Source organism: Nocardioides nitrophenolicus (genome assembly GCF_016907515.1).
Taxonomy (GTDB): domain Bacteria; phylum Actinomycetota; class Actinomycetes; order Propionibacteriales; family Nocardioidaceae; genus Nocardioides; species Nocardioides nitrophenolicus.
In genome coordinates, this window is sequence record NZ_JAFBBY010000001.1 from 2,468,825 (window position 1) to 2,489,835 (window position 21,011).

At 72.6% G+C, this 21,011-nt stretch carries 18 protein-coding genes and 1 pseudogene; 3 read left to right on the plus strand and 16 right to left on the minus strand.

The annotated features are described in order from the left end of the window. Position 1: 1 nt before the first annotated feature. From JOD66_RS12045 to JOD66_RS12090, 10 genes and pseudogenes are all read right to left on the minus strand, one after another. Positions 2 to 667, minus strand: a complete 666-nt coding sequence (locus JOD66_RS12045) for a histidine phosphatase family protein (RefSeq protein WP_204837113.1) — start codon at positions 665 to 667, stop codon at positions 2 to 4. Next, on the minus strand, positions 667 to 1,731 hold the full coding sequence (locus JOD66_RS12050; RefSeq protein ID WP_204837114.1) for a phosphotransferase family protein: 1,065 nt from the start codon (positions 1,729 to 1,731) through the stop codon (positions 667 to 669). The genes JOD66_RS12045 and JOD66_RS12050 overlap by 1 nt, the downstream gene beginning before the upstream one ends. Next, positions 1,728 to 2,507 (minus strand): SDR family NAD(P)-dependent oxidoreductase, encoded by a 780-nt coding sequence (locus JOD66_RS12055; protein WP_204837115.1) that lies wholly within the window; start codon positions 2,505 to 2,507, stop codon positions 1,728 to 1,730. The genes JOD66_RS12050 and JOD66_RS12055 overlap by 4 nt, the downstream gene beginning before the upstream one ends. A gap of 23 nt (positions 2,508 to 2,530) precedes the next feature. After that, positions 2,531 to 2,911, minus strand: a complete 381-nt coding sequence (locus tag JOD66_RS12060; RefSeq protein ID WP_204837116.1) for a hypothetical protein — start codon at positions 2,909 to 2,911, stop codon at positions 2,531 to 2,533. Between the two features lie 206 nt (positions 2,912 to 3,117). Then, positions 3,118 to 3,324: pseudogene (locus JOD66_RS29105) on the minus strand (DUF2867 domain-containing protein); the annotation flags it as partial. A gap of 489 nt (positions 3,325 to 3,813) precedes the next feature. Continuing rightward, a complete protein-coding gene (locus JOD66_RS12070; protein WP_204837118.1) occupies positions 3,814 to 5,250 on the minus strand; it encodes a hypothetical protein in 1,437 nt (478 codons plus the stop codon). Continuing rightward, positions 5,225 to 5,947, minus strand: a complete 723-nt coding sequence (locus JOD66_RS12075) for an ABC transporter ATP-binding protein (protein ID WP_307823465.1) — start codon at positions 5,945 to 5,947, stop codon at positions 5,225 to 5,227. The genes JOD66_RS12070 and JOD66_RS12075 overlap by 26 nt, the downstream gene beginning before the upstream one ends. 23 nt (positions 5,948 to 5,970) lie before the next feature. After that, entirely contained in the window at positions 5,971 to 7,152 is a 1,182-nt protein-coding gene (locus JOD66_RS12080; protein WP_204837119.1) for an LCP family protein, read from the minus strand. A 92-nt stretch (positions 7,153 to 7,244) separates the two neighbouring features. Continuing rightward, complete coding sequence (locus JOD66_RS12085) at positions 7,245 to 9,434, minus strand: 3-hydroxyacyl-CoA dehydrogenase NAD-binding domain-containing protein (RefSeq protein WP_204837120.1); 2,190 nt, start codon at positions 9,432 to 9,434, stop codon at positions 7,245 to 7,247. 38 nt (positions 9,435 to 9,472) lie between these two features. Continuing rightward, the gene (locus JOD66_RS12090; RefSeq protein WP_204837121.1) at positions 9,473 to 10,684 is read right to left on the minus strand and encodes an acetyl-CoA C-acetyltransferase; all 1,212 of its coding nucleotides are present in this window, start codon (positions 10,682 to 10,684) and stop codon (positions 9,473 to 9,475) included. A 62-nt stretch (positions 10,685 to 10,746) separates the two neighbouring features. On the opposite strand from JOD66_RS12090, the gene JOD66_RS12095 reads away from it, so the two are divergent. Next, complete coding sequence (locus tag JOD66_RS12095) at positions 10,747 to 11,508, plus strand: MerR family transcriptional regulator (RefSeq protein WP_204837122.1); 762 nt, start codon at positions 10,747 to 10,749, stop codon at positions 11,506 to 11,508. A gap of 118 nt (positions 11,509 to 11,626) precedes the next feature. Here JOD66_RS12095 and JOD66_RS12100 read toward each other — a convergent pair whose 3' ends face one another. The 6 genes from JOD66_RS12100 to JOD66_RS29110 form a co-directional block, all read right to left on the minus strand. Beyond that, positions 11,627 to 13,114, minus strand: a complete 1,488-nt coding sequence (locus tag JOD66_RS12100) for a DEAD/DEAH box helicase (protein ID WP_204837123.1) — start codon at positions 13,112 to 13,114, stop codon at positions 11,627 to 11,629. Between the two features lie 430 nt (positions 13,115 to 13,544). Then, positions 13,545 to 14,705: a CaiB/BaiF CoA transferase family protein gene (locus tag JOD66_RS12105; RefSeq protein ID WP_204837124.1), complete on the minus strand. Its 1,161-nt coding sequence runs from the start codon at positions 14,703 to 14,705 to the stop codon at positions 13,545 to 13,547. 119 nt (positions 14,706 to 14,824) lie between these two features. Continuing rightward, on the minus strand, positions 14,825 to 16,024 hold the full coding sequence (locus JOD66_RS29480; RefSeq protein WP_204837125.1) for a M15 family metallopeptidase: 1,200 nt from the start codon (positions 16,022 to 16,024) through the stop codon (positions 14,825 to 14,827). A 260-nt stretch (positions 16,025 to 16,284) separates the two neighbouring features. Continuing rightward, the gene (locus tag JOD66_RS12115; protein ID WP_307823466.1) at positions 16,285 to 16,848 is read right to left on the minus strand and encodes a TetR/AcrR family transcriptional regulator; all 564 of its coding nucleotides are present in this window, start codon (positions 16,846 to 16,848) and stop codon (positions 16,285 to 16,287) included. 59 nt (positions 16,849 to 16,907) lie between these two features. After that, positions 16,908 to 17,102 (minus strand): ferredoxin, encoded by a 195-nt coding sequence (locus JOD66_RS12120; protein WP_204837127.1) that lies wholly within the window; start codon positions 17,100 to 17,102, stop codon positions 16,908 to 16,910. Then, complete coding sequence (locus JOD66_RS29110; protein WP_204837128.1) at positions 17,099 to 18,604, minus strand: fatty acid desaturase; 1,506 nt, start codon at positions 18,602 to 18,604, stop codon at positions 17,099 to 17,101. Before JOD66_RS29110 ends, JOD66_RS12120 begins: the two co-directional genes overlap by 4 nt. A 155-nt stretch (positions 18,605 to 18,759) precedes the next feature. On the opposite strand from JOD66_RS29110, the gene JOD66_RS12130 reads away from it, so the two are divergent. Continuing rightward, positions 18,760 to 20,253 carry a serine/threonine-protein kinase gene (locus JOD66_RS12130; RefSeq protein ID WP_204837129.1) on the plus strand — a complete coding sequence of 498 codons (1,494 nt, stop codon included), beginning with the start codon at positions 18,760 to 18,762 and terminating at the stop codon, positions 20,251 to 20,253. Next, positions 20,247 to 20,993, plus strand: a complete 747-nt coding sequence (locus tag JOD66_RS12135) for a M15 family metallopeptidase (RefSeq protein WP_204837130.1) — start codon at positions 20,247 to 20,249, stop codon at positions 20,991 to 20,993. Before JOD66_RS12130 ends, JOD66_RS12135 begins: the two co-directional genes overlap by 7 nt. Positions 20,994 to 21,011: the final 18 nt, after the last annotated feature.

Sequence of the window (21,011 nt, forward strand, 5' to 3'; positions counted from 1 at the left end):
CCTAGCGGTAGGTGATCAGGGGTCGGGGGAGGTGGGGGTGCTCGTTGAACGTCAGCAGCCGGGCGCCGGTGGCGCCCACGATCACCCGGGTAACCGAGGTGTTCGCGATGACCGTGTTGAACCGCGCCCAGACCGGGCCGAGCGCCGCTCCGTCCGGTACGACGAGCAGGGCGGCCAGCGCCGCGATCACGCCCCCGGAGGTGACGACGAGGGTCGGTCCCGGACGGGCCGCCGCGGCGTCGAGCGCGGCCCGGGCCCGGGCGACGAAGACGTCGTAGGGCTCGGGGTAGCCGCCGTCGGGGCCGGCCGCGGCCCAGTGCGCGGTGGAGATCTCGAACTGCTCCTGGAAGGCACGCCGGTCGGTGGTGTGGTCCACCCGGGCACCGGTGGCCTCGGCGTACCGTGCGAGCACAGCGAGGTGGTCGAACTCCGCCCAGTCCTCGTCGACCTCGGCCGGCGGCGGGCCGGAGAGCCCCGACGCGATCGCCTCCCAGGTCTCGCGGTGCCGGCGCATCCCGCCGTGGACCACCGACGCCGGGTCCGGGCCCTCCTTCGCCAGCCAGCGGCCGAGCACCCGGCCCTGCTCCCAGCCGGTCTCGGAGAGGACGTCGTAGTCGTCGGACCCGAAGGACGCCTGGCCGTGGCGGACCAGCAGCAGGACGCCCATCAGGCACCCACCTCGGGCGCGAGGTCCGCCAGGATCCGGCGGCAGCGGGCCTCGAGGTAGCCGACCGCCGGGCCGAACGCGGCGTACGCCTCGTTGGTGGTCTGGCCGTGGAAGTAGCGGTACCAGATCTGCTGGGCGATCACGGCCAGCCGGAACAGCCCGAAGACCTCGTAGAAGGTCCACTGCTCGGGAGTCAGGGACAGGCCGGACCGCGCGCAGTAGGCCTCGACGAACTGTCGCCGGGTCCACATGCCCGGCGCGGTCGTCGGCTGGCGGCGGAAGAGCAGGAAGAACTCGTCGTCGTCGGCCTCGACCCAGTAGGCGAGGGTGCAGCCGAGGTCCATCAGCGGGTCGCCGACGGTGGCGAGCTCCCAGTCGAGGAGGCCGATGATCCGGGTCGGGTCATCCGCGGCGAGGACCATGTTGTCGAAGCGGTAGTCGTTGTGGATCATCCGCTGCCCGACGTCGGCGGGCTGGTGCGCGTCGAGCCAGCCGGTGATGTCGGACCAGTCACCGGTGTCGTCGGTGCGCGCGCCGTCGAGCCGGGCGATCCACCCGCCGACCTGGCGCGCGACGTACCCGTCGCCCTTGTTGAGCGCCGCCAGTCCCGGGACGGCGGACACGTCGATCGCGTGCAGCGCGACCAGGGTGTCGACGGCGGCGTCGCACAGCGCGGACGCCTGCTCGGGGGTGATCGGGAAGCCGAAGTCGCGGCGCGGGATCAGCCCGTCGAGCCGCTCCATGACGTACAGCTCGCTGCCGATCGGGCTGTCCTCGGCCGTGCAGTACGCCACCATCGCGGGCACCTGTGGGAAGACCGGCTCGAGCGCGTCCTGGATCCGGTACTCGCGGCCCATGTCGTGGGCGCCCCTGGCCTTGGTGCCGACCGGCGGCCGGCGCAGGATCAGGTCGGGGCCGTCCTGCATCCGCAGCAGGTAGGTCAGGTTGGACGCGCCGCCGGGGAACTGCCGGACCTCCGCGATCGGGCCCCGCCCCAGCCAGGCCTCGACGGCCGCCACGTCGAAGGCGTCCTCCTCCCGGACCGGACGCGACTCGTCGCTCACTCGGTCACCGCGTCGAGCTTGCGGGCCTGCGCGCGCATGACGGCGTCGTACGACGGCCGGTCGGTCAGCTTGAGCTGGTAGGCCGCCCGCGCGGCGTCGTCGGGGACGATCAGCTCGGTGCCGGCGTCGATCGCGTCGAGCACCGCGGCCGCGATCTCGTCGGGCCCCAGCGGCGCGTCCTCGACCAGCTTCGTCATCACCTGCTGCAGCGCCGCGTCGCGGCCCTCGACCCCGGCCATCAGGTTGGTGCGGAAGTACGACGGGCACACGACGTGCGCGCTCACGCCGTGCGCCGCGAGCTCGTGCCCGGTGGTCTCGGTGAGCGCGACGACCGCGGCCTTCGTGGCGTTGTAGCCGGCCATCCCGGCCGGGTGCACCAGCCCCGCGAGCGAGGCGACGTTGACCACCCGGCCACTCCCCTGCCGCTTGAAGACCGGCGTGAACGTGGCCGTCCCCCGCACCGCCCCGAGCAGGTTGATGTCGACCAGCCGCTGCCACTCGTCGATCCCCGCGACGTCGAGCCGCCCGCCGCCCGCGATCCCCGCGTTGTTGACCAGGACGTCCAGGCCGCCCCAGGTCCGCTCGACGTACGCGAGGACAGCGGCCCAGTCGGCGTCGCTGGCGATGTCGAGCCGGACGATCCCCTCGCCGTCCGCGCGGTCGGTGCGCAGCACCTCGGCGCCCCGCGCCTCCCAGGCCCGGGCGAGGGCGGCGCCGAGTCCGGAGGCCGCGCCGGTGATCAGGACGCGCTGTTGCTGAGGCGGCTGGTCGGTCACCCCGCCGACCTTAATGTGTCGCCCTACGCGTCGGTGATGCCGCTACCGACGAAGTGCTCCAGGGCCACGAAGAGCACGATGACCGCCGCCGCGCCCAACCACCCGATGTCGAGCCTCGGCTCGCCGGCACCCGGAGACGACCGGCGCCGGTAGGCCTCCGGGAAGCAGCGCCACAGCTCGCCCCTGGTCCGCACCGCCGTCACCACCACGATCGCGACGTACGCGAGATCGAGGGAGATCGTCGCCCGGTAGCCGCGGCTGCTGAGCGAGAGATAGGTGACCAGCGGGCCCAGGACCGCCGTGGTGGTGAACCACAGGGCCTTCGACGACAGGTGGGGGACGGCGCGGGCGACGAGCACGGCGAGGAGGAGCAGGCCGGCGCCGTCGATCGCTCCTCGCAGCATGGGCTGATCCTCTCGTGGGGTGGGGATTGGTCAGAAACTGCATGGTCTCGGCGGCTTTTGACACGGATTGGTCCCAAACCGCAACTGGTCAGACCACCGCGGCCGGGGTCTCATCGACCCATCGATCGCCTGCTCACGACCGTCCATGCGTAGGCCGACCGACGAGCCCGCCCGTGACCCTCCGCGCGGGGTCAGCCCCCACCATCTCAGGCGGCCGTCCGTTGGATCTCGGCCCAGCTTCTCGCCAGCGCACGGATCATGAGCGGGTAGACGATCCGGTGGCGGATCGGCTTGATCGTGGCCAAGTAGATCCGCCCGAGCCTCTCGTTGGGCTTGACCAGGACCGCCATCCGCCCGCGACAGCGGCCGGAACCCGTCTCGACCAGGCCCAGGTGCATGACGCCGTGGACCGTCGCGTTGGCAGCAGGTAGAGCGGCTCGAACGGAAAACCCTGGGCGGCCGGCCCCCGAGGACCGTCCCGCAGGTCGGCGGGCAGCCGCTCACGCAGGCTGGTGACGCGCCGCCCCGGCCCTTCGTCGGCATCGTCCCAGCCGAACGTCGTACCGAGGAGACGGCGGACGCGGAGGAGTACGCCGACGATCCGGCCCGCGGTCTGCTCGGGGTGCCGCCCGGCCAGGGCGATCGCGATTCGGGGGAGGGCACCGGGGTCCAGGTCGACCGGGATCTCCCACACGTCCTCGAGCTCGAAGTCCGGGACGACCTCGTGGATACGCCACGGGCGGGCCAGGTGCTCGGACGCAGGGAGCCGCATGCTGTCAACGGTACGTCGCGGCGAGCGCACGGATTGGGCAGAGACCGCATGCTCTTCACCGGTTTGGCACGGGATTGGTCCCAAACCGCGACTGGTCAGACCACCCGACGACGTCGGCCGCCCCGCACTCTCACGCCACCACGACGGCGACCACCCCGGCCCGGCGCTCGGGGTCCTCCCAGCGTCGCGCCGCCCGGACCACCCGCAGCGCCGAGACGGCGAGCAGCCCGATCGCCGCGGTCGCCAGCAGGTCGACCCGGCCGACGCCGGCGAGCCCGGCCAGCAGCAGCCCGGAGAGCGTGGTCGCAACGGCGAGGCGCAGCGAGTAGCCGACCATGACGAGCGGTGGGGCGGGGGTGGCGCGGGCGGAGCGGAGGTCGACGGCGTACGGGTGGGCGAGGGACCAGCGCAAGGCCGCCGACACGGCCTGGCCGACGACCACCGCCAGTGCCAGGACGACGGCCAGGACCTCGGGCCCGCTCGGGCGGCCGGCGCGCACCGCGCCCAGGGCGAGGGTGAGCCCGCTGCCGCCGAGGAGCACCTCGACCAGGACCCAGACCCGGGCGGCGACGACGGTCCGCGGGGGCACGGGCAGGGACTCGCGCCAGAGCATCCCGCGGCCGTCGAGGCACCACAGGTTGACGCCGAACAGCAGCACGCAGCCGGACGCCACCAGCCCGGGCAGCAGCACCAGGCTCGACCAGTCGAGGCCGCCGGCGAGCGCCACCGCGCCGGGCGCGAGCGCGAGCAGGAGGGTGCCCCGGCGCAGGGGGACGCTGCGCCACACCGAGGCCCGGTCGGTACGCCGCAGCAGGGCCAGGTCCGAGCGGGGCAGCGGGCGGGGTGCGTGCGTGGCCGTCTCGCGACGCGTCTCGTCGCGCGGCACCCGGCGGGCGGTGACGACGGCGAGGACGGAGCCGACGGCCACCAGCAGGATCGTCGCGGCGAGCAGCGCTACGAAGGCAACCGCCTGCGCGGCCGGACCGCCGTGCCGGACCGCGTCGGCGACCAGCGGCGCCGGGAGCGCCCCGAGGCCGGCGAGCGGCACCGCGAACCAGGCGAGGACTCCACGCCGGCGGAGATACTCCCCGGCCCAGCCGACCGCCTGCGCCAGCGCGGTCGCGGCGACCAGCCAGGCGAGCGCGACCGGTACGGCGCCCGGCCCGGCGACCGCGGCCGTCAGGCCGAGCAGGCCCCAGGCCTGGATCAGCCAGCCCGCGCTGAGCGGGGCGAGCAGCAGCGCACCGAGGTGGTCGGTCACCGGACTGACCGGGAACACCGACGCCGGGTCCCGGGCGAGCAGCTCGCGGCCGCCGCCGGCCGCGACCGCACCGCTCACGGCGACCAGGACGACCGCGACCAGCGCCGGGCGGAGGAGCCGGTCCAGGTCGTCGCCGGGACCGAGGAGAGCCGGCAGGACCACGGCGGCCACGGTGACTCCGCCGAGGCCGACCAGGGCGAGCGCGGCGGCTCGCGGTCGCCGGACCGCCGCGCGGCGGAACCACAGCAGGTGTCGTATGTCGGCCAGCGCCCGAGCAGGCTCAGGCCAGGAGCGCGCGGTAGGCACGGGCGCCGTCCTCCCCCGCCATGTGGTCGGCGCTGACCGTGGCCACCCGCACCCCGCCGCGCAGCACGGCCACCTCGGTGCAGGCCTGGACCGCGAGGTCGCGCAGGTGGGTGGAGACCAGGACCGCGGCGCCCCGGGCGCGGGCGTCCTCGACGACGGCGAGGGTCGCCTCGACGCCGAGCGGGTCGACCCCGTCGAACGGCTCGTCGAGCAGCAGCACCTCGGGCTGGTGCAGCGCGGCCAGCACCACGCTCAGCCGGCGGCCCATGCCGTGGCTGAAGCCCGCCGTCACCCGGTGCGCCACGTCGCCGAGGTCGAACTGCTCCAGCAGCAGCCGGGCCCGCGGCTCCCAGTCGTCCAGGCGGCGCAGGCGGGCACTGAGCTGCAGGTGCTCCCACGGGGTCGCCCGCGGGACCAGGCCGCCCACGTCGGGGCAGTACCCGACCGCGCGCTTCGCCGCCAGCGGCTGCCGGTGCACGTCGTACCCGGCGACCAGGGCCCGTCCCGAGGTCGGCGGCACCACACCGGCCAGCACCCGCATCGTCGTCGACTTGCCCGCGCCATTGCGCCCGAGCAGGGCCAGCGCGTGGCCGGACTCGACCCGCAGGTCCACGCCGGCCACCGCCTCGACCGGGCCGAAGCGGACGCGGAGGCCGCTCACCTCGACTCCCATGTCGACGGCATCGGCGGCGGTCACGACGTCCTGAGCGCTCGGGCCGCTCAGGAGCAGAGCCCGGCCTTGTCCCGCTCCTCGGGGGACAGGCCCTCGTCGCCGCTCGGCGTGCCGGACGGCGAGGGCGCCCCGGAGGCCGGAGCAGAGGCCGAGCCGGACGGCGTCCCGGTGGCCGGCGCCCCGCTGGCCGACTCCCCGGAGGGCGACCCGCCCGCGCTCAGCGAGCCGGCCAGGAACTCCTTGGTCAGGGGCCGGTCCTCGATCACCAGCGGCCACAGCCGCTCGACCGACGGCAGCCACTCCACGCCGCCGCTCACCTTGTCGGTGTCGAGCGTCCACGGCGTGGTGACGAACTTGATGTCGTCGGCGTTGATGCCGCGGGCGCTCGATGCCACCTTCGCCATCTGGGCCACGGACTTGAAGTCGGTCTGCAGCTGGGTGGTGGCGGCGTCGATGAAGCCCACGATCCGGTCCGGCCGCGCGAGCATCCCGCGAGTGAGCGCCTTGTCGATCATCGCGCCGATCAGGGCCTGCTGGCGGCGGGTGCGGTACGGGTCGATGCCGCCGCTGATGCCGTAGCGCACCCGCGCGTAGGCCAGCGCCTCGGTGCCGTCGACCTCGCGGGTGCCGGCCTTGAGGTGGATGTTGCCGGTCGTGTCGTCGATCTCCTGCGGCACGCAGATCTCCACGCCGTCGAGCGCGTTGACCATGTCCTTGAACTGGCCGAAGTCCACGACCACGAACCGGTCGACGTGGACCCCGGTCAGCTGCTCGAGCTGCTGGCGGGTGCAACCGGGGCCGCCGACCTTGTACGCCTCGTTCCACTTCTCGTAGGTCGTCGCGGCGGGGATCTCGGTGCCGTCGGCCCGGTAGCAGACCGGCCGCATCACCGCGGTGTCGCGCGGGATGGAGATGCCGTAGGCGAACGTCCGGTCGGCCGAGAGGTGGAACAGGATCGTGGTGTCGGACAGCCCGCCACCGGCCTCGCTGTCGATGCCACAGCCCGCGCAGGCACGGGTGTCGGTGCCCATCACCAGGATGTTGAGCGCCTTGGTCTTCTTGGCCGGCCGGTTCTTGCCGACGACGGCCGGGTGCTCCAGGTTGCCGTTCCAGTTCTCGTAGGCCAGCACCACGCCGAGCCCGGTCAGAAGCCCGAGCGCGGCCAGGCTCGCCACGATGACCCGGACGACGGTCCGCCCCGGCCGCGCCACCCGTCGCCGCCCTCCCATGACCGGAACGGTAGCGGGCCGGGCCGAACGGAGTGCTCCGTTCGACCCGGCCCGGCGTGCCGTGTCCCGATCAGGCGGGAGTCATCCGACGATCAGGCGGGGAAGCCCTTGCCCGACGCGGCCAGCTCGCGCAGCCAGGGGGTGGCCTGGAAGCGGTCGCCGTACGTCGCGGCCAGCTCGTCGGCGCGCTTGAGGAAGGCGCCGAGGCCGATCTCGCCCGTCGCCTTGTCCTCGTAGCCGGTCATGAACTGGGCGGCGCCACCGGTGTTCGGCGGGAAGCCGATGCCCATGATCGAGCCGATGTTGGCGGCGGCCGCCGAGGTGATCACGCCCTCCTCGAAGGTCTTGGCGGTCTCCAGCGCCTCGGCGAAGAGCATCCGGTCGCGGATGTCCTCGATCGGCGGCTGCTCCTTCGCGACCGGGAAGAGGTCGGCCAGGCCGGCCCAGATCGAGCCGCGCTTGCCGTCCTCGTAGTCGTAGAAGCCGGCGCCGCGCAGGCGACCCGCCCGGCCCGCCTCGAGCATCTTGCCGACCACGGCCTGGCCCGGGTGCACCGGCAGGTCGGGGTTGGCCTCGGCGGTCGCCTTGGCGATCTTGGCCATCAGCTCGAGGTTGAGCTCGTCGGAGAGCTGCAGCACCGGAGCCGGGTAGCCGGCCGAGGTGGTGGCCCGCTCGATGGAGTACGGCGCCACGCCCTCGGCGAGCATCGCCATGCCCTCGTTGACCATGTAGCCGATGACGCGCGAGGTGTAGAAGCCGCGGCTGTCGTTGACCACGATCGGCGTCTTGCGGATCTGGAGCACCACGTCGTACGCCTTGGCGAGCGCCTCGTCGGAGGTCTCCTTGCCGGCGATGATCTCGACCAGCGGCATCTTGTCGACCGGCGAGAAGAAGTGCAGGCCGATGAACCGCTTCGCGTCCTCGGCGTTCTCCAGGCCGGCGGCCAGCTCGGTGATCGGCAGGGTCGAGGTGTTCGAGCACAGCAGCGCGTCGGGCGCGAGGTGCGGCAGGATCTCGGCGAAGACCTTGGCCTTGAGCGACGGGTCCTCGAAGACCGCCTCGACCACGAGGTCGGCGCCGGCCGCGGCGGCCGGGTCGTCGGTGGCGGTGATCCGGCCGAGCAGCTCGGCCTTCTTCTCCTCGGTGGACCGGCCGCGGCTGATCGCCTTGTCGAGCAGGCCCTCGGAGTAGGACTTGCCCTTCTCGGCCGCCTCGACCGAGATGTCCTTGAGGACCACCTCGACGCCGACCTTGGCCAGCACGTAGGCGATGCCGGCGCCCATCATGCCGGCGCCCAGGACGACGGCCTTCTTGGCCTTGTAGGGCTCGATGCCCTGCGGGCGCAGCGAGCCGGAGTTGATCGCCTGCAGGTCGAAGAAGAACGCCTGGATCATGTTCTTCGAGCCCTGGTTGACGACCAGGTTCGCCAGGTAGCGCGACTCGATCCGCGAGGCGGTGTCGAAGTCGACCTGCGCACCCTCGACCGCGGCCGAGAGGATCGCGCGCGGCGCCGGGTAGTCGGCACCCTTGAGCTGCTTGCGCAGCAGGGCCGGGAAGGCGGGCAGGAAGCCGGCCAGCGCGGGCGACTTCGGCGTACCGCCGGGCATCTTGTAGCCGGGGGCGTCCCACGGGGACAGCGCGGCCTCGGGGTTGGCCTTGATCCAGGCCTTCGCGGCGGGGACCAGCTCCTCCTGGGTGGCGACGAGCTCGTCGACGACGCCCTTCTTGAGCGCCGTCTCCGGGTTGAACTGGGTGCCCTGGAGCAGCACGTCCATCAGCGCGGTCTGCAGGCCCCACTTGCGCACGGCGCGGGTGACGCCACCGCCGCCGGGGAGCAGGCCGAGGGTCGCCTCGGGGAGGCCGACCTTGATCTTCGGGTCGTTGACCAGGATCCGGTGCTGGGTGGCGAGGGTGATCTCGTAGCCACCGCCGAGGGCGGCGCCGTTGATCGCGGCCACCACCGGCTTCGGGAACAGCTCGAGGCGGCGCAGCGCCTGCTTGATGCTCTCGCACTGGGCGAACACGTCGCCGGCGTTGTCCTTGGTGGTCTGGACCATCAACTTGAGGTCGCCGCCGGCGAAGAAGGTCTTCTTCGCGGAGGTGACGACGACGCCGGTGATGTCGTCCTGCTCGGCGTACAGGCGCTCGACCGCGGCCGCCATGGACTCGCGGTAGAGCTCGTTCATGGTGTTGGCGCTCTGGTTGGGGTCGTCGAGGGTGAGGGTGACGATGCCGTCGGCGTCACGCTCGTAGCGGACCGCGCTCTGGGTTTCGGTGCTCAATGTCGTTCCTGTTCTGGGTCTCTGGGTCCGGTACGGCGTCAGACGCGCTCGACGATCGTGGCGATGCCCATGCCGCCGCCGACGCAGAGCGTGGCGAGGCCGCGGCGCAGGTCGCGGCGCTCGAGCTCGTCGATCAGGGTGCCGAGGATCATCGCGCCGGTCGCGCCGAGCGGGTGACCCATGGCGATCGCGCCGCCGTTGACGTTGGTGATGTCGTGGCTGATGCCCATGTCGCGCATGAACCGCATGGCGACGGCGGCGAACGCCTCGTTGATCTCGAACAGGTCGATGTCGCCGACCTCGAGGCCGGCCTTGGCCAGCGCCTTGCGGGCGGCCGGGGCGGGACCGGTGAGCATGATGATCGGGTCCGCGCCGGAGACCGCGGTCGCGATGATCCGGGCCCGCGGGGTCAGGCCGAGGTCCTTGCCGACCTGCTCGTTGCCGATCAGGGTGAGCGCGGAGCCGTCGACGATGCCCGAGCTGTTGCCGGCGTGGTGGACGTGGTTGATCCTCTCGAGCCAGTGGTACTTCTCGAGCGCCACGTCGTCGAAGCCGGCGTCGGCGCCGAGCTGGGCGAAGGACGGCTTGAGCCCGGCGAGGCCCTCGACCGAGGTGTCGGGACGGACGGTCTCGTCGCGGTCGAGCACGGTCAGGCCGTTGATGTCCTTGACCGGCACGATCGCGCCGTCGAAGTAGCCGTTGGCCTGCGCCTTGGCGGCGCGGTGGTGGGACTCGGCGGCGTACGCGTCGACGTCCTCGCGGTTCCAGCCCTCGATGGTGGCGATCAGGTCGGCGCCGATGCCCTGCGGCACGAAGCCCGCCTTGAACGCGGTCGCGGGGTCGGACGCCCAGGCGCCGCCGTCGGAGCCCATCGGCACCCGGCTCATCGACTCGACGCCGCCGGCGATGATCAGGTCCTCGAACCCGCCGCGCACGCGGCCCGCGGCCTGGTTGACGGCCTCGAGGCCGGAGGCGCAGAAGCGGTTGAGCTGGACGCCGGCGACGGTGTCCGGGAGACCGGCGGCGATGGCCACGGTCTTCGCGATGTCGCCACCCTGGTCGCCGATCGGGGAGACGACGCCGAGCACGATGTCGTCGATCCGGTTCGGGTCGAGGCCCGGGTTGCGCTCCTGCACGGCGTCGACGAGGCCGACGGCGAGGTCGACCGGCTTCACCTCGTGGAGGGAGCCGTTGGCCTTGCCCCGGCCGCGCGGCGTGCGGAGGTGGTCGTACACGAATGCTTCTGCCATGACCGTCCTTGTTTCTGTACGGGAGAGGTGTCTCTGAGGTCGATTGTGACACTATTACTGTCATGGTCAAGAGCGAGGAGCCCGCGGGCGGTGTGACCCAGGACGCATCGGGGGCGGACCCGAGGCCCGGATCCGCCGACGAGCTGCTCACCCTCGAGGAGCTCACCGCCCGGGTCGGCCTCACCGTGCGCACGGTGCGCTTCTACACCTCGCGCGGCCTGGTCCCCCCGCCCATCCGGCGCGGCCGCTCCGGCTACTACTCCGCGGTCCACCTGGCCCGGATCGAGCTGGTGCTGGAGCTGCAGAGCCACGGGTTCACGCTCTCCGCGATCGAGCGCTACGTCGCCGGCATCCCCGACGACGCCACCCCCGAGGACATCGCCCTGGCCCGCACCATGCTCGCCCCCTGGCAGTCCGACCTGCCCGTCGAGATGGACCGCGACCAGCTCGAGCAGAAGGCCGGACGCGCCCTGTCCGCCGAGGACGTCGCCACCCTCCAGGCGCTGGGCGTGCTGCGGATCCGCGGGGCGTCGTACCTCGTCGCGAGCAACCAGCTCGCCATCGGCATCCGGCTGCTCGAGCTCGGGTTCCCCCGCGAGGTCGCCGCCGCGGCCGCCGCGGTCTACCAGGAGCACGGCGAGCAGATGGCCAAGGAGCTCTACGAGGTCATCAACGACAAGCTCGCGCCGCTGTACGACGACGCCAGCACCTCCGCGCACTTCCGCGAGATCATGGAACGGCTCAAGCCGCTGTCCGTCGGCGGCCTGGTGTCGGCGTACGAGTCGGCGGTGGCGCGCGCGGCCCGGACCCCCCGGCGGCGCTGACCCGGCTCGAACTGGCCCCGGAATTGCGCCGACCCGGCTCGAACTAGCCCCGGAATTGCGTCGACCCGGCAGAAAGTTCTGCCGGGTCGGCGCGAATCTCAGGCCACTTTCTGCCTGGTCAGCGCCGACCGGAGCTGAAGCCGGCGGCACTGTGGCCGCCGCCCGAGCCGGCGCCCGCGCCCCGTGAGCGGGACCGGTTGCGCCCGCCGCCTCCGGAGCGCTGGCCGGCCGGCTTCGCGACGCCCTGCCCCGAGCGGCCCTGGCCACCCGAGCGCTGGCCCTGCCCGCCCGAGCGGCCCTGGCCGCCCGACTTCGAGGCCGCGGCCTGCTTCGCCGCGGGCCTCTTGCCGCCGCCGGAGCGGCGCCGACCGCCACCGCCGTTGCCGCTGCCACCCTGGGAGGGCGCGGGGGTCAGGTCGATCCCACCGGGGCGGGTCCGCTCGCCGGGGGCCAGGTCCTGCAGCACCGGGTGGTCCGGGCCCTGGATCCGGGTGGTGGTCGGGGTGATCCCGGCGGCCCGGGTCAGCGCCCGGACGTCGCCACGCTGCTCACTGGTCATCAGCGTGATGACCGTGCCGGCGGCGCCGGCCCGCGCCGTCCGGCCCGAGCGGTGCAGGTACGCCTTGTGCTCGGCCGGCGGATCGGCGTGGACGACGAGCGAGACGTCGTCGACGTGGATGCCGCGGGCCGCGATGTCGGTGGCGACCAGGGTGGTCGCCGTACCGCTGTGGAAGGCCTCCATGTTGCGGGTGCGGGCACCCTGGCTCAGGTTGCCGTGGAGGTCGACGGCGGGCACGCCGTTCTTGTTGAGCTGGCGGGCCAGAGCCTTGGCACCGTGCTTGGTGCGGGTGAAGACGACCGTGCGGCCCGGGGCGCTGACCAGGTCGAGCAGCACGGGCAGGCGCTGCTCGCGCTCGACGTGGAGCACGTGGTGGTCCATCTTGGTCACCGGCGACTGCGCCGAGTCGGCCTCGTGCACCGCCGGGTCGACCAGGAAGCGCTTGACGAGGACGTCGATGGCGTTGTCGAGGGTCGCGGAGAACAGCATCCGCTGCCCGCCCTTGGGCGTCTGGTCGAGCAGCCGGCGTACGGCGGGCAGGAAGCCGAGGTCGGCCATGTGGTCGGCCTCGTCGAGCACCGTCACCCGGACGTCGGCGAGGCTGCAGTGGCCCTGGCCGATCAGGTCCTCGAGCCGGCCGGGGCAGGCGATCAGGATGTCGACGCCGTCGCGCAGCGCGGTGACCTGCGGGCCCTGGCCGACGCCACCGAAGACCGTGGTGGTGCGCAGCCCGACCGCCTTCGCGAGCGGAGCGACGGTCGCGGCGATCTGGGAGGCCAGCTCGCGGGTCGGCGCGAGCACCAGCGCCCGGGGGCGCTTCGGCGCGGGGCGGCGGCGCTCGCCGTCGGCGGCCAGGCGGGCGACGAGCGGCAGCCCGAACGCATAGGTCTTGCCGGAGCCGGTGCGGCCGCGGCCGAGCACGTCGCGGCCCTTCAGCGAGTCCGGCAGCGTCGCGGCCTGGATCGGCGTCGGGACGGTGATCTGCTCCGCGGTGAGTACGTCGAGGAGGGCGGTGGGCACGCCGAGGTCGGCGAAGGTGGTGGTCACGTGTTTCTCTCCGGGGACCGCAGCACGCGTCGGCGCGTTCCCCTCATGGGCGTCTCGCCGTGCTGCCTGTCCGGTGACAGGCGGTGAAGCGGTGCCTCGGGTGAGGGGCGCGGTCCTCGGTTGGGGCCGTGGGTGCGCCGGGATCCGGGGCAAGACTGGCCGGATCGGTGCCGCCCACTCTAGGGGGTGGGGGGTGATCAGGGGGAATCGCGGGCGGGGGTGGCGGGCGCTGTAACACGGTGTCCGCTGCGGTAGCCGACCCGGGTCCGATGTACGCGACCCGCACAGCACCCCTCGGGCGACGTCGCGGGTCGGGAAGAGCGGCGGACACCGTGTTACAGCGGTCCACCCGACCGGCGCCCGACCCAACCCGCGCCCGACCCAACCCGCGCCCGACCCGACCCGCGCCCGCCGGACCCGAACCCCGCCGCTACGACAGCTGCACCGCCGCACCCCGCTCGATCAGCCCGTCGACGTCCTTGATCCCCCACGCCGCGAGCGCCTCCCGGGTGTGCGCGCCGGCGCCGGGGGCGGGCGGGTGGGACAGGGTGGCCTTGGTCCGCGAGAAGCGCGGCGCGGGCTGCGGCTGGACGATCCCCTCGTGCTCGACGAAGATCTCGCGGGCCTTGATGTGGGGGTGGTCCTTGGCCTCGCTCATCCGCAGGATCGGCGCCACGCACGCGTCGGTGCCGTCGAAGACCGCGCACCACTCGTCGCGGGTCTTGGTCTTGAAGGTCGCGGTGAGCAGATCGCGCAGCTCGTCGGTGCGGGCGAGGTCGAAGCGGTCCGGCGCGGTGTCCTTGATGCCGAGCAGCTCGACGAACAGGTCGTAGAACTGCGGCTCGAGGGCGCCCACCGACATGTGCTCGCCGTCCGCGGTCTCGTAGATGTCGTAGTACGGCGCGCCTCCGTCGAGCAGGTTCGCGGCTCGCTCCTCCTTGAAGCCGCCACCGGCGAGGAAGGCCGCCGTCATCGCGTTGAGGCTCGCGGTGCCGTCGACGATGGCGGCGTCGACCACCTGGCCCCGACCGGACGTCCGGGCCTCGAAGACCGCGGCGAGGATCCCGATCACGAGGTACGTCGACCCGCCGCCGAAGTCGCCCACCAGGTTGGCCGGGAACTGGGGCTTGTCCTTGACCTGCCCGAGACCGTGGAGGGTGCCGGTGATGGCGATGTAGTTCATGTCGTGCCCGGCGGCCTGCGCCCACGGACCGTCCTGGCCCCAGCCGGTCATCCGGCCGTAGACCAGCCGCGGGTTGCGGGCGTGGCACTCCTCGGGACCGAACCCGAGCCGCTCCGCGACGCCCGGCCGCATCCCCTCGACCAGCACGTCGGCCTGCTCGACCAGGTCGAGCACGGTCGCCACCGCCTCGGGGTCCTTCAGGTTGAGCGCGACGCTGGGGCGCCCGCGGTTGAGCAGGTCGTGGGAGCCACCGGTGAGCATCTGCCCACCCGGCCTCTCGACGCGGATCACGTCGGCGCCCAGGTCGGCGAGGATCATGCAGGCGTGCGGGCTGGGCCCGATGCCGGCGATCTCGACGACCTTGAGGCCCTGCAGCGGACCGGTTCCCTGACCCAGCGCGAACGTCATGGGCGCATCATGGCACGGAAAGTGACAGCGATGCTGTCAGAGTCCGCCGGTAGTCCCTGCTCAAAAGCACCGTCTAGCGGTGCAGAACGGTGCTTTTGAGCAGGGACTACCGGAGGGGGTCAGCCAGGGTTGACGATCCGGGCCAGCTCGAAGTGCATCGGGTCGGTGTAGGCCCAGTCGCCGCCCCACGCGAAGCCCCACTTCTTGAAGATCGCCACGATGCCCCGGTCCATCTGGCCGACGGTGCCGCGCTGGTTGCCGGGCACGTTGAGGTCGAGGGCCAGGCCGAAGGAGTGGTTGGACAGCTGGGTGGAGCCGGCGATGAAGCGCGGGTTGTAGCAGCCGGAGTACTGGTAGATCTTGTCGCCCAGCCCCGTGGTCTGGATCTCGGCGAGCGCCGCCTTGAGCTGCGGCATCATGAACCGGTTGCAGGTGACCCGCCCCAGGATCGGGACCACCTCGGTGACGATGTGGGCCTTCACCCAGGCGGCGTCGGGCGCGATCCGGCCGCCGCCGACGGGCGTGTAGCGGTAGACCCCGACCGCGTCGCTGAACGCGCCGACCGGGATCGCCTGCTGGTAGGTGCCGGGGTCGATGCCGCTCTGCGCGACGATGTCGAGGGCGCTGATGGAGAACCGCTCCTTGCCGAACGCCTTCTCGATCTTCTTCCGCACGACCTGCGGGGACGACAGGCCGGTGTTGATCAGCACGGCGTTGTCCTGGGGCAGCCCGAGCGTCTCGCCCCACTTCTCGTTGACGACCGCGTCGACCCCGCCGACCCCGCCCGGGAACAGCGCGCCGATGTGGATCCGCTCCTCGTCGACAGCGAGGTAGCCCTTGCTGTCGGGCACCAGCTCCTGCTCGAGCCGCTTCGGGATGGCGACCTCGCCACCCGCGATCCGGTCCCACTGCTCCTGGAACCGAGCGGAGTCGTTGCCGGTGAACCGGCGGTACTCGGCCGGGTCGACGGCGGCGATGTTGAAGTACTTGTTCTCCACCGTGAACTGGCCGTAGGACAGCTGCGTCGAGGCGGCGACGCCGGGCTTGCCGCGGACCGTCACGCCGGTGATGGCGGCCAGGTCGTCCTTCGACAAGGTGTCCTGGGAGACGAGGAGCAGGTCGTCGCCGTACTGCTTGCCGTCGAACGCCCCCGGCGGCGGTACGGCGTGCGCCGGGTCGGCGACCGCCGTCGTCGCGGTGGCGGTCGTGGTGGCCGCCGCGTCGGTCGGGTCGGGCTTCGGCTTCGGGGCGCCGCTCTCCTGGGGCGTGCCGCAGGCGGCGAGGGCGAGCAGGGCAGCGGCAGCCGCGAGCCCGGCCACCGGCCGATCCCCCAGGGCGCGGCTCCCGAGCCCCGGCCTACTACGCGACGTTTCCGACTCGATCTGGCGGCGTTGGCGTCGCTCGAAGGGCCATCCAGCACGACGTCGCTCCGCCGCCTTGCCAGATCGGCCGGAAGCGTCGCTCGCTACGGCCGTGGCTCGAGAGCCACGCACCAGGGCGCGTCGCACCAACCCCATGAACCTCATCCCTCCACCGGGTTCTCCCGGCATCTCCCGAGGCGAGGGTAGTACGTGGGTGATCAGCGCAGAACGCGTTCGGCGATCCACGCGATGTCGTCGGCGGTGCGGGTGGGGTCGGCCGAGGGCTGCATGACGTGGCTGAGGACGAGCCGGACGACCATGTCGATGCTGGCGGCGAGCCGCTCGGCCGGCAGGTCGACGTCGTAGGCGGCCACCCGGTCGGCGACCACCAGCTTGGCGCCCTCGAGGAGGTACTCGGAGTGCGTGGTCAACAGCGGCAGCAGCTCGGTGTCGGCGCCGTGGGTGGCCGAGACGACGGCGTGGAGCAGGGCGTTGTCCTGGGCGTACTTGAGCACCCGGCGCGCCGAGTCGCGGATCGCGGCGACCAGGTCGTCGGGGTTCTCGTCGAACGAACGGGTCACCCCGGCGAGGAAGCGGTCCAGCTCGCGCAGCACCATCGCCTCGGCGAGGTCGTTCTTGGTGCCGATCTCGTTGTAGACGGTCTGCCGGCTGACCCCGACCTCGTCGGCCAGCCGGGCCATGGTCACCTTGGCCCACCCCGAGCTGGTGGTGAGCTCGACGGCCGCCTCGAGCAGGCGGTCGCGGAGGGTCTGGGTGGCCACCCCCGTGAGGGTAGCCACCCGGTCGACCAGGGCTCTGGTCCGGTCGGCGAGGAGGGACATCAGCCTTCGAGGGTGAGGGCGAGCACGGGGCACGCCTGCACGGCGGCGTAGACGTGCGCCCGGTCCTCCTCGGGCGGGGCCGAGTCGAGGACGACGACCTTGTCCTCGTCCTCGTCCACCTCGAAGTAGTCGTTGGCCATGGCCTCGCACATGCCGAGGCCCTCGCACTTGTCCAGATCGGCGACGATCTTCATGCCTGCACCTTCTCGGGGTCGAACGGGATGAAGTCGATCTTCTCGCGAACCCCGCAGTCGGGGCAGCACCAGTCGTCGGGGATGTCGGTCCAGGCGGTGCCGGCGGCGAAACCCTCGTGCTCGTCGCCCGCGGCGACCTCGTAGACGTAGGAGCAGCCGGGACAGCGCGCGGCCAGCACCTCGCCGACGAACTTCTGGGCGAACGGGTCCTCGGTCTTCACGGCGTGCTCGACCGGCGGCGGGAACTTGGCGAGGTACGCCGCCTCCTTGCCGGGCGCGATGTTGGCGAGGGTGACGTCGCCGTCGAGGTGCTCGACCACGCGGTGGTCCATCACCTTGCGCCACAGCGGCGGGATCAGCGCGAGGTTGATCATGCCGGCGTACCCGGTGGGCAGGGCCGGGGACTCCTTGAAGTCGCGCAGCGCCTGGTAGCGCCGGGTGGGGTTGGCGTGGTGGTCGCTGTGGCGCTGCAGGTGGTAGAGGAAGATGTTGGTGACGATGTTGTTGCTGTTCCAGCTGTGCATCGGCAGCACCCGCTCGTAGCGCTGCTTCTCGCCGACCCGCTGGCGCTTGAGGCCGTAGTGCTCGAGGTAGTTGACGACCTCGAGCAGCGAGAAGCCGAAGACGACGGTGATCGGGATGTAGACCGCGACCTCCCAGCCGTTGAGCGCGATCACGGCCGCCCACAGCGCGACCGACATCGCCCAGGCGTTGAGCACGTCGTTGCCGACGTGGAAGGGGTGGGTGCCCTTGCGGCGGTAGCGCTTGGCCTCGACCTCCCACGAGCTCTTCAGCGAGCCCCAGACCGTGCGCGGCCAGAAGCGGTACAGGCTCTCGCCGAGGCGGGAGGACGCCGGGTCCTCGGGCGTGGCGACGCGGACGTGGTGGCCGCGGTTGTGCTCGATGTAGAAGTGGCCGTAGAAGGTCGGCGCCAGGGTGATCTTGGCCAGCCAGCGCTCGACGGACTCCTTCTTGTGGCCCAGCTCGTGGGCGGTGTTGATGCCGATGCCGACGACGCCGGCGATCGACAGCGCCCACAGCGCCTTCTCCCACCACGGCAGCTCGAGGTGGTCGGCCATCAGGTTGGCGCTCAGGTGAGCGTCGCCCCAGTCACCGAGGCCGACGTGGTTGAGCAGCCAGGCGACCGGGTTGCCCTCGCCGATGATGTAGTAGCCCGCGAACACCAGGGCGAACATCATCGGCACGTAGGCGAAGACCACCCAGCGGTAGTACTTGTCGTTCTCGAGCTCCTCGATGACCTCGTCGGGCGGGTTGCTCTGGTCGGTGCCCATCGCCAGGTCGAGCAGCGGGATCAGGAAGTTGACGAGGAAGGGCGCGACCAGGGTGAATCCCCACCAGCCGCCCGTCGCGATGTAGGCGAGGGCGAAGAGCACGCCGAAGCCGGGGACCATCAGCCCCCACAGCCACAGGTAGCGCTTCTTGTCCTTCCACCTCTCGGTGGATCCCTCGGGCACCGTCGCACCGACGATCGGTCCGGTCATGTCTGGCCTCCTTGCGCAGCGGCAGCTCTGCCGTTTGACAGAACCGTAGGACTTGTAAAGTCCTTTGACAAGAGCAGCGAATCTGTAAAGTGTCCGCGGTCACACCGCGAACGCGCGAGAATGGGCTCCGGACCAGCGGGCAGGAGGGGGTGGTGATGACCGGCTACCCACGCGCGGGCGAGACCTTCGGGGACTACCTCGTCGACGGCGTCCTCGGCCGCGGCGGCATGGGCGTCGTGTACGCCGCCACGCACACCCGGATCGGTCGCCGGGTCGCGCTCAAGGTGATCGCACCCGAGCTCGCCGGCAACGACGAGTACCGGACCCGCTTCCTCCACGAGACCGCGACCCTGGTCCGCCTCGACAGCCCCCACATCATCCAGGTGCTCGACCACGGCGAGATCGACGGCTCGCTGTTCATCGCCACCCAGCTGGTCGCCGGCGCCGACCTCGCCAAGCGGCTCGAGGACGGGCCGCTCCCCGTCGGCACCGCGCTGGCCCTCGCCGTCCAGATCACCTCCGGGGTGGCCGACGCCCACCGCGCCGGGGTCCTGCACCGCGACATCAAGCCCAGCAACGTCCTCGTGACCGGCAGCGCGGACGCCCCGTTCGCCTACCTCTGCGACTTCGGGATCGCGCGCGACACCGAGCCCGACCAGGGCCTGACCGCGACCGGTGCCGTCATCGGCACCTTCCCCTATCTCGCGCCCGAGCGGTTCGGTGGCGCGCCCGCAGCCCGCACCACCGACGTCTACGCCCTCGGCTGCCTGCTCTGGGCGATGCTGACCGGGGCGCCGCCCTACGCCGGGACGCAGTTCGCGCTCGCCCGCGAGCACCTCGAGGCGCCGGTCCGCCAGCTGGCCGTCGACGCGCCGTGGGTCGAGGACCTCAACGGGGTGCTGCTGCAGGCGATGGCCAAGCAGCCGGGCGAGCGGTTCGCCTCGGTCGACGCGATGCGGGTGGCGCTCGACCACGTGCTGGCCGCGGTGCCGATGGACGTGCGCCGGCTCGCGGTGCGCGCCGCGGGACCGGCCGCGCCGGCGCCGCCCCCGCCACCGCCGGCGTTCCCGGCGGCTCCCCCGACCGCCCTGCCCCCGGCCACGCCTCCACTGCCGGAGCGGCCGGCCGCGCCGGCCCCGACCCCGCCGCCCGCCCCGGCCGGGCGAGCCGGGCGAGCCGGGCGGGTCACCCTCGCGGTGGGCGTCGCGGTCCTGGTCGCCATCGGCGTGGTGGCGGCGGTGCTGCGGCCGTGGGCGGCCGACGACCAGCCGCGCGCGCGAACCGCGACCCACGGCGCGTCGCCGGTGACCACCCCGTCCGACCCCGACACCGGCCAGGTCGGCGGCATCTCCACCACCCGGCCCGACGAGCCGGCGCCCGTCGCCGTGCGGGTGCACGGCACCTGCGGCGACGGCAGCTGCTATCTCCAGGTCCGCACCGGACCCTCGACCGACGACGCCGAGGCCCGTGACGACCAGGGTCGCAGCGAGCGCTGGGACGACGAGACCACGCATCAGGTGGTCTGCTGGGTGCGCGGCGAGACCGTCTCCTCCCAGAGCCTGGCGGCCAGCTCGGACCGCTGGGCCCGGACCGTCGACGGCGACTGGGTCGCCCTGCTGCACCTCGCCGGCCCGGTCCCCCCGTGCTGACCCGCGGGGCACTCGCCCTCGCGGCGCTCGCGCTCCTGACCGGCTGCACGGCCGACCCGGTCACCACCCGGCCCGACCCCGCCCGACCGACGGTCAGCTCCCCGACCAGCTCCCCGGCCGCCTCGCCGACCAGCTCCGTCCCGACGCCTCCTCCGCCGCCGGCCGACTTCACCGCGAGCAGCCGCCGCCTCACCGCCGCCGAGCAGGCCGCCATGCGCGGGGTGAGCTGGCATCCGGGCTGCCCGGTCCCGCTCGCCGACCTGCGGGTGGTCCGGCTGGCCTTCCACGACTTCGCCGGGCGACGCCGCACCGGACGGCTGGTGGTGCACCGCGACGTCGTGGCCGACGTACGCCGGGTGTTCCGGCGGCTGTGGCGGCTCGACTACCCGATCCGCCGGATGCGCCCGGTCGAGGCGTACGACGGCGACGACTTCGCCTCGATCGAGGCCGACAACACCTCGGCCTTCAACTGCCGGGCGAAGACCGGGTCGAGCACCACCTGGTCCCACCACGCCTATGGCCGCGCGATCGACCTCAACCCGCTGGAGAACCCCTACGTGCTCCACGGGCGCACCACCCACGACGGCTCGGTCCCCTACCTGGACCGCACCACGCCCCGGCCCGGCGTCCTGATCGAGGGCGACCCGGTGGTGGCGGCGTTCGACGCGATCGGCTGGTACTGGGGCGGGCGGTGGCGCGACCCGGTCGACCACCAGCACTTCTCAGCCATGCCCAGCTGACCGAGGAAGACATACAGG

Coding starts and splice junctions, on each gene's coding strand:
- JOD66_RS12060 (WP_204837116.1), bottom strand. CDS start 2,911: ATGCTGCGAGGAGCGATCGACGGCGCCGGCCTGCTCCTCCTCGCCGTG.
- JOD66_RS29110 (WP_204837128.1), bottom strand. CDS start 18,604: ATGACCGGACCGATCGTCGGTGCGACGGTGCCCGAGGGATCCACCGAG.
- JOD66_RS12095 (WP_204837122.1), top strand. CDS start 10,747: ATGGTCAAGAGCGAGGAGCCCGCGGGCGGTGTGACCCAGGACGCATCG.
- JOD66_RS12090 (WP_204837121.1), bottom strand. CDS start 10,684: ATGGCAGAAGCATTCGTGTACGACCACCTCCGCACGCCGCGCGGCCGG.
- JOD66_RS12080 (WP_204837119.1), bottom strand. CDS start 7,152: ATGGGAGGGCGGCGACGGGTGGCGCGGCCGGGGCGGACCGTCGTCCGG.
- JOD66_RS12120 (WP_204837127.1), bottom strand. CDS start 17,102: ATGAAGATCGTCGCCGATCTGGACAAGTGCGAGGGCCTCGGCATGTGC.
- JOD66_RS12045 (WP_204837113.1), bottom strand. CDS start 667: ATGGGCGTCCTGCTGCTGGTCCGCCACGGCCAGGCGTCCTTCGGGTCC.
- JOD66_RS12105 (WP_204837124.1), bottom strand. CDS start 14,705: ATGACGTTCGCGCTGGGTCAGGGAACCGGTCCGCTGCAGGGCCTCAAG.
- JOD66_RS12130 (WP_204837129.1), top strand. CDS start 18,760: ATGACCGGCTACCCACGCGCGGGCGAGACCTTCGGGGACTACCTCGTC.